Raw genomic sequence first — 6,917 nt, 5'->3', positions numbered from 1 at the left:
CGCGTCCGCCGTCCTTCCGCCGCCACGAGCGGCCCAGCGAGAGTGATGATCCGCATGAGCACCAACGCCGACCTGATGCTTCGCCGCAATGCCGCGCTGCCGCGCGGTGTCGGTCAGGCCTTCCCGATCTTCATCGAGCGCGCGCGCAATGCCGAGGTCTGGGACGTCGAGGGCCGCCGCTACATCGACTTCGGCGGTGGCATCGCCGTGCTCAACGTCGGCCACAACCACCCGCGCGTGGTCGCCGCGGTGCAGGAACAGGCCGAAAAGCTCGCACACACCTGCTTCATGGTCACCGCCTACGAGGACTACGTGACGGTCTGCGAGCGGCTGAACGCGCTGTCGACGATTCCCGGGGCCAAGAGCTTCCTGGTCAGCACCGGTGCCGAGGCGGTCGAGAACGCCGTCAAGATCGCGCGGGCGTACACGAAGCGTCCGGCGGTGATCGCCTTCGGCGGCGGCTTCCACGGCCGCACGCTGCTCGGCATGGGCCTGACCGGCAAGGTCGCGCCGTACAAGGCCGGCTTCGGACCGTTCCCGGGCGGCCTCTATCACGCCGCCTACCCGTGCCCGCTGCACGGTGTGTCGATCGACGACGCGCTCGCCTCGGTCGAGAAGCTCTTCAAGTACGACGTCGATCCGCAGACGGTCGCCGCGATCATCCTCGAACCGGTGCAGGGCGAAGGCGGCTTCTACATCGCGCCGCCGGCCTTCCTGCAGAAGCTGCGCGCGCTCTGCGATGCACACGGCATCCTGCTGATCGTCGACGAGATCCAGACCGGCGCCGGGCGCACCGGCACCTGGCTCGCGATCGAGCAGTCGGGCGGCGTCGTGCCCGACCTGATCACGATGGCCAAGTCGATCGGCGGCGGTTATCCGGTCGCGGCCGTCATCGGCCGGCCCGAGGTCATGGACGCGCCGAACCCCGGCGGCCTCGGCGGCACCTACGCCGGCAACCCGGTAGCCTGCGCCGCGGCGCGCGCGGTGCTCGACGTATTCGCCGACGAGCACCTGCTCGATCGCGCCCGCCAGCTCGGCGAGCACCTGCGCGCCCGGCTCGAAGCGCTGAAGACGCGCTTCGCGAGCATCGCCGAGGTGCGCGGCCTCGGGCCGATGGTCGCCTTCGAACTCTGCACCGACGCCGATCCGGCGCGCCCGGCCGCCGAGCTGACGAAGGCGCTGACGGCGCTCGCCGCCGAGCGCGGGCTGATCCTGCTGGCCTGCGGCGTCTACGGCAACGTCATCCGCATCCTCGTGCCGCTGACCGCCGAACCGGCGATCGTCGACGAGGGCCTGGACATCCTCGCCGGCTGTCTGGAGACGCTCGGCGCCTGAGCCGCTCCCCCGCACCGGCCGGCCCCGTCTCCCCGACCCGGCCGACCGGTGCGGCATCTTCCGCAAAGCAGCATTGATCGAGGTCGTTACAGACTCATTCGTCGCTGTCCCGCCCATTTTCCTTATGGATAATGGCCGTTCGCCCATCACCTCCTTCACATAAAGGAGCCGCCGGGCCGGCGGCAGTCGGGAGACGTGCTCATGAAGTCCAAGGTCGCCTCCGCCCTGCCGCAACTGCTGCTTGCGCTGCTGGTGCTCGCCATCGTCGCCAGCCTCGGCGTCGCCGGCCTGCGCCTGCGCGAACGACTGAACGCCCCGCCCCCCGATACGCCGAACGCCGCACACGCACTGGCGAGCACGACCGAGCGCGCGCTGCTGCGCGTCGCGCTGACGATCGGCCGGCTGCAGACCGGCGAGGCACCGGTCGCGCTGCGCGAGGCTCACGCGCAGCTCGCGGCCGTGCTCACCGAGGCCGGCGCCAGCACCCCGGCGGCGAGCCAGCTGCTGGCGCTGCCGGACGCCGCCGCCTGGGGCGAGGCGCGCGGACTCGCCGATGAACTCGCACCGCTCGTGAAGCTGCCGCAGCTCGATGCGCCGCTGCTCGCCGGACGCTTCGTACCGCGGCTCGACGCCACCGCCGCGCGCATCGGCAAGGTGGCCGATACCGCCGACGCCGCCAGCCGCCAGCCCGACCCGGACCACAACGCCGACCTGCGCGCCCTGATCGCGCTCGCCCTCGCCGGCCTCGCCGGGCTGCTGCTCGCCGGCACGCTGGCGCATCGCCAGTCGCAGCTCGCGCGGCTGCGCGAGCAGGTCGCGCACGGCATCGCCGAACGCACCGTCGGCCAGCAGCAGACCTCCGAGCGGCTGGTGACGCTGTCGCACGCGATCGAGCAGAGCCCGGCCATCGTGCTGATCGCCGATGCCAGCGGCTGCGTCGAATACGCCAATCCGCGCTTCGAGACCGTGACCGGCTATCCGGTCAGCGAGATCCTCGGCAAGCGCGTCGGCACGCTGCCGACCGACCGGCTCGATGCCGACGAGCGCGCGCAGATGTGGGCCGACCTGTCGGCCGGCAAGATCTGGCAGCGCGAGAGCGAATCGCGCACGCGCCGCGACGATCCGTACTGGGAGCGCACGCAGATCGCGCCGGTGCGCGATCTGCAGGGCGAGCTGACGCACTTCGTCGTGGTCAAGGAGGATGTCAGCGAGCGCAAGCAGTTCGAGGCGAAGCTCCTGCGTCAGGCGCGCTACGACGAACTGACCGGCCTGCCGAACCGGCTGCTGGCGATGGAGCGCCTCACCGCCGAGATCGACCGCTCCGACCGGGCCGACGGCGCGATCTCGGCGCTGCTGTTCGTCGACGTGCAGGGCCTCAAGCGCGTCAACGACAGCTACGGCCACAGCTTCGGCGACCGCCTGCTGGTGGCGATCGGCATGCGCCTGCTCGAACGCATCGGCCGCCACGACATGGTCGCGCGCTTCGGCGGCGACGAGTTCCTGCTGCTGCTGGCACGGCGCAGCGACGTGGGTGCCGTGCGCCGCTTCGCGAAGGAGCTGGTCAAGGCCTTCACGTCGGCGATCGACATCCAGGGCCAGCAGGTGCACACCTCGATCACGGTCGGCGGCGCGCTGGCGCCGCTCGACGGCCGCGATGCCGACACGCTGCTGCGCTGCGCCGACACCGCGCGCAGCCACGCCAAGGCCGAGGGCGGCAGCACCTGCCGCTTCTACGACGAGAGCATGCGCCGGCGCGCGCTGGAGACCGCGCAGCTCGACAACCTGCTGCGCGGGGCGCTGGAGCGCAACGAGTTCTCGCTCGCGTACCAGCCGGTCGTCGATCTCGCCAGCGGCCGGCCGATCGGCGCCGAGGCGCTGCTGCGCTGGAACAGCCCGGTGCTCGGCCCGGTGTCGCCGGATCGCTTCATCCAGCTCGCCGAGGAAACCAGCCTGATCGTGCCGATCGGCGAATGGGTGCTCGAACAGGCCTGCCGTGAACTGGCGGCCTGGCGCGAGATGCTGAACCTGCCGCTGCACATGGCCATCAACGTCTCGTCGCGCCAGTTCCACGACTACCGCTTCGTCGACCGCGTGCAGACGATCCTGCAGAACCACGAGCTGCCGGGCGATGCGATCGTGCTGGAGCTGACCGAGCGGCTGTTCCTCGGCGACGACGGCACCTCGATCGAGGTCATGCGCGAACTCGCCGAGCAGGGCGTGCGCATCGCGATCGACGACTTCGGCACCGGCTATTCGTCGCTGAGCTACCTGAGCCGCTTCCCGGTGCATCTGGTCAAGATCGACCGCGCCTTCGTCAAGGGCCTGCCCGAAGACTCCGAGAGCGCCGGACTCAGCGCCGCAATCGTCGCGATGGCCGGCGCGCTCGGCCTCGAAGTCATCTGCGAAGGCGTCGAGACCCCCGAGCAGCAGACCTATCTCGCCGGCCTCGGCGCGCAGCACGGTCAGGGCTGGCTGTTCGGCAAGCCGCTGCCTTCGGCCGACATCCGCCAGCTGCTGCTCAACCGCGCGTCGAGCGCGCCGGCGGCCTGAGCTTCAGCGAAGCGCGGCGACGCCTGCCGTGCGCCGGCGCTCGACCGCCAGCGCCGTCGCCCCGATCACCGCTGCCGGCATCGCGACGAAGTTCAGCACCGGCACCAGCGTCAGCAGCAGCACCGCGCAGCCGAAGCCGAAGGTGCGGGCGCGGTCGGCGCGATGCGCGCGGCGCTGTTCGCTGAAATCGATGCCGTGGTTGCCGAGCGGGTAGTCGAGGTACTGCAGCGCCAGCATCCACGCGCCGAACGCCGCCCAGATGAAAGGTGCGGCGATGTTGACGACCGGGATGAAGAACAGCAGCAGCAGCGGGATCGCGCGCAGCAGGAAGTACAGCGTCGCGCGCAGCGCGCTGGCAAACGCAATCGTCACCTCCTGCCACAGCGGCCGTTCCGGCACCTGCGCCGCGGGATCGAACAGCGCCTCGGCGCGCTCGGCCAGCCAGCCGTTGAACGGTGCGCCGACCAGATTGGCGACGATGCTGAATCCATAGAAGGTCACCAGCGCCGCCGCGGCGACGAGCAGCGGCACCAGCAGCCAGTGCAGCCAGTGCAGCCAGTCGGGCAGCTTCGCGATCTGCGCATCGAGCCAGGCCGACAGCTCGCTGCCGCCCCACCACAGGCCGCCGCCGAACAGCAGCAGGTTGATCACGAGCGGCAGCAGCACGAAGCTGCGCAACCGCTCGTGGCCGAGCAGGCTCAGGCCGGTCAGCAGGCAGCGCGCGCCGCGCAGGAAGGGACTGATCATCGGGATTCGCTCATGCAGCGGGACGGGAGGTGTGCGGCTGCGACAGCGGGCCGCGGAACTTTACGCCGCCGGCGCCGTTCTGCCGTCGCATCGTGCTGATACAATGCTGCACCGCATTCAAGCGTGCCGGTAGTCCGGTGCGCCGCGCCCTTCCCCCCGTGCATCGGATGCCCGCCCCGGAACTTCCCCGGCGGGCCGGCCGCATTGTCCGGCGCGGAGCCGGTCGCGCCGCCGTCCCGACACGCGCCGTTCCGGAGTAGGTTGCGTTGACCGCCGAGATGTCCTTCACACACCTGATCCTGCAGGCGAGCTGGGTGGTGCAGCTGGTGATGCTGCTGCTGCTGCTGATCTCGCTGGCCTCATGGACGGTGATCTTCCGCAAGCGCATCGCGCTCAGCCACGCCCGCCGTCAGGCCGACACCTTCGAGGACGACTTCTGGTCCGGCGTCGACCTCGCCGCGCTGTACACGCGCGTCAGCCGCCGCGAGGACGAGGCCGAGGGCCTCGAAGCCGTGTTCCTCGCCGGTTTCCAGGAGTTCCTGCGCCTGCGCGCGCAGACCGGCGTCGATCCGGAATCCGTGGTCGCCGGCAGCCAGCGCGCGATGCGCGCGGCGCTGTCGCGCGAGACCGACGAGCTCGAACTGCAGCTGCCGGTGCTCGCGACCGCGGCCTCGGTCAGCCCGTACATCGGCCTGTTCGGCACGGTCTGGGGCATCATGAATGCCTTCATGGGGCTTGGTGCCGCCAAGACCGCGACGCTGCAGCAGGTCGCGCCCGGCATCGCCGAGGCGCTGATCGCGACCGCGATCGGCCTGTTCGCGGCGATTCCGGCGGTGATCGCGTACAACCGCTACTCGACCGAGGTCGATCGCCTCGTCAACCGCTACGACACCTTCGCCGAGGAGTTCTCGAACATCCTGCAGCGTCAGGCGCACAGCCTGCGCCCGCGCCAGCCGCAGGCCGAAGTCCATGGCCCGGCGTAGCTCGCGCAAGAAATCGGTCAGCGAGATCAACGTCGTGCCGCTGATCGACGTGATGCTGGTGCTGCTGATCATCTTCATGGTCACGGCGCCGCTGCTGAACCAGGGCGTCGAGGTCGACCTGCCGAAGGGCGTCGCCGAAGCCCTGCCGCAGCAGGAGCAGGAGCCGATGGTGCTGACCGTCGATCGCGAGGGGCATCTGTACCTGAACCGCGCCGACGACCCGAAGCTCGCGCTGAGCACCGAGGATCTGCTGATCCGTGCCCGTGCCGTGCTGCAGCGCGAGCCGAAGACCGTCGTGCTGGTCAAGGGCGACAAGGGCGTCGAATACGGCAAGGTGGTCGCAGCCATGCACCTGCTGACCCAGGCCGGGGCCGCCAAGGTCGGCCTGTCGATGGACCTGCCCGACGGTGCCTGAGCACGACATGGGTCCTGATCTCGTGAGCCCGAAACCGCGCCACCGCTCGCCCCGCCAGGCCGGCCGGGTGCGCTCGCTCGTGCTGTCGGTGGCGCTGCACGGCTCGCTGCTGGCACTGGCGCTGCTGACGCTGAGCCCGCATGTGATGCCGCCGCCCCCGGCTGCGCCGAAGCCGCCGGAGTCGGGCGAGATCATCCAGGCCACCGTCGTCGATGAGGCGAAGGTCGCTGCCGAGGTCCAGCGCCTCGAAGCCGCCGAGCGCCAGAAGCGCGAGGCCGAGGCCGCGCGCCAGCACCAGCTCGACCAGCAGGCACGCGCCGCCGAGGAGCGGCGCGCCCGCGAGGAACAGCGGCTGAAGGATCTGCAGGCCCGCCAGGAGGAAGCCGCCCGTCGTGCCGAAGCCGAGCAGCGCCGGCAGGAGGAAGCCACACGCCGGGCCGAGGCCGAGCAGCGCCGGCAGGAGGATGCCGCGCGTCGCGCCGAAGCCGAGACGAAGCAGCGCCTCGCGCAGCTCGCCCAGCAGCAGCAGGAGGCCGAACGCAAGGCGCAGGAAGCCCGCGCCAAGGCCGACGCCGACGCCAGAGCCGCCCGCGTCGCCGAGGAACGCCGCGAGGCCGAGGAAAAGCGTGCCGCCGATGCGAAGGCCAAAGCCGAAGCCGAAGCCAGAGCGCGCGCCGAGGCCGCGAGAAAGGCCGAGGCCGAAAAAAAAAAGCTAGCGGCTGAGGCCGAGGCCCGCGAGAAGGCCGAAGACGAGGCCCGGGAGAAAGCCGAAGCGGCGAAGAAGGCGGCCGCAGCCGCCAGGGCGAAGGCCGACGCCGATGCAAAGGCCAAAGCCGATGCCGATGCGAAGGCCAGGGCCGCCAGGGCGGAAGCCGACGCCAAGGCCA

At 70.8% G+C, this 6,917-nt stretch carries 6 protein-coding genes; 5 read left to right on the top strand and 1 reads right to left on the bottom strand.

The genetic code is table 11. The features are described from left to right. Positions 1–45: 45 nt before the first annotated feature. Both gabT and PKE44_RS10355 read left to right on the top strand, forming a co-directional pair. Positions 46–1,335 (top strand): 4-aminobutyrate--2-oxoglutarate transaminase, encoded by a 1,290-nt coding sequence (gene gabT / locus PKE44_RS10360; RefSeq protein ID WP_324550783.1) that lies wholly within the window; start codon positions 46–48, stop codon positions 1,333–1,335. A 201-nt stretch (positions 1,336–1,536) separates the two neighbouring features. Further along, positions 1,537–3,885: an EAL domain-containing protein gene (locus tag PKE44_RS10355; RefSeq protein ID WP_324550781.1), complete on the top strand. Its 2,349-nt coding sequence runs from the start codon at positions 1,537–1,539 to the stop codon at positions 3,883–3,885. 3 nt (positions 3,886–3,888) lie between these two features. On the opposite strand, the gene cysZ is transcribed toward PKE44_RS10355, so the two are convergent. Continuing rightward, positions 3,889–4,632 carry a sulfate transporter CysZ gene (gene cysZ / locus PKE44_RS10350; RefSeq protein ID WP_324550779.1) on the bottom strand — a complete coding sequence of 248 codons (744 nt, stop codon included), beginning with the start codon at positions 4,630–4,632 and terminating at the stop codon, positions 3,889–3,891. A 266-nt stretch (positions 4,633–4,898) separates the two neighbouring features. On the opposite strand from cysZ, the gene tolQ reads away from it, so the two are divergent. From tolQ to tolA, 3 genes are all read left to right on the top strand, one after another. Beyond that, entirely contained in the window at positions 4,899–5,615 is a 717-nt protein-coding gene (gene tolQ / locus PKE44_RS10345; RefSeq protein WP_324550776.1) for a protein TolQ, read from the top strand. Beyond that, on the top strand, positions 5,602–6,030 hold the full coding sequence (tolR, locus tag PKE44_RS10340) for a protein TolR (RefSeq protein ID WP_324550773.1): 429 nt from the start codon (positions 5,602–5,604) through the stop codon (positions 6,028–6,030). The genes tolQ and tolR overlap by 14 nt, the downstream gene beginning before the upstream one ends. A gap of 7 nt (positions 6,031–6,037) precedes the next feature. Further along, the coding region (gene tolA, locus PKE44_RS10335) for a cell envelope integrity protein TolA (RefSeq protein WP_324550771.1) at positions 6,038–6,917 on the top strand (880 nt) is incomplete at its 3' end.

Origin of the sequence: Plasticicumulans sp. (genome assembly GCF_035331805.1) — a bacterium.
In the GTDB taxonomy this organism is placed as follows: Bacteria; Pseudomonadota; Gammaproteobacteria; order Competibacterales; family Competibacteraceae; genus Plasticicumulans.
Note: the sequence above shows the minus strand (reverse complement) of the source record. Positions and strands in the feature narration are given on the sequence as shown.

Coding starts and splice junctions, on each gene's coding strand:
- PKE44_RS10355 (WP_324550781.1), top strand. CDS start 1,537: ATGAAGTCCAAGGTCGCCTCCGCCCTGCCGCAACTGCTGCTTGCGCTG.
- cysZ (WP_324550779.1), bottom strand. CDS start 4,632: ATGATCAGTCCCTTCCTGCGCGGCGCGCGCTGCCTGCTGACCGGCCTG.
- gabT (WP_324550783.1), top strand. CDS start 46: ATGATCCGCATGAGCACCAACGCCGACCTGATGCTTCGCCGCAATGCC.
- tolR (WP_324550773.1), top strand. CDS start 5,602: ATGGCCCGGCGTAGCTCGCGCAAGAAATCGGTCAGCGAGATCAACGTC.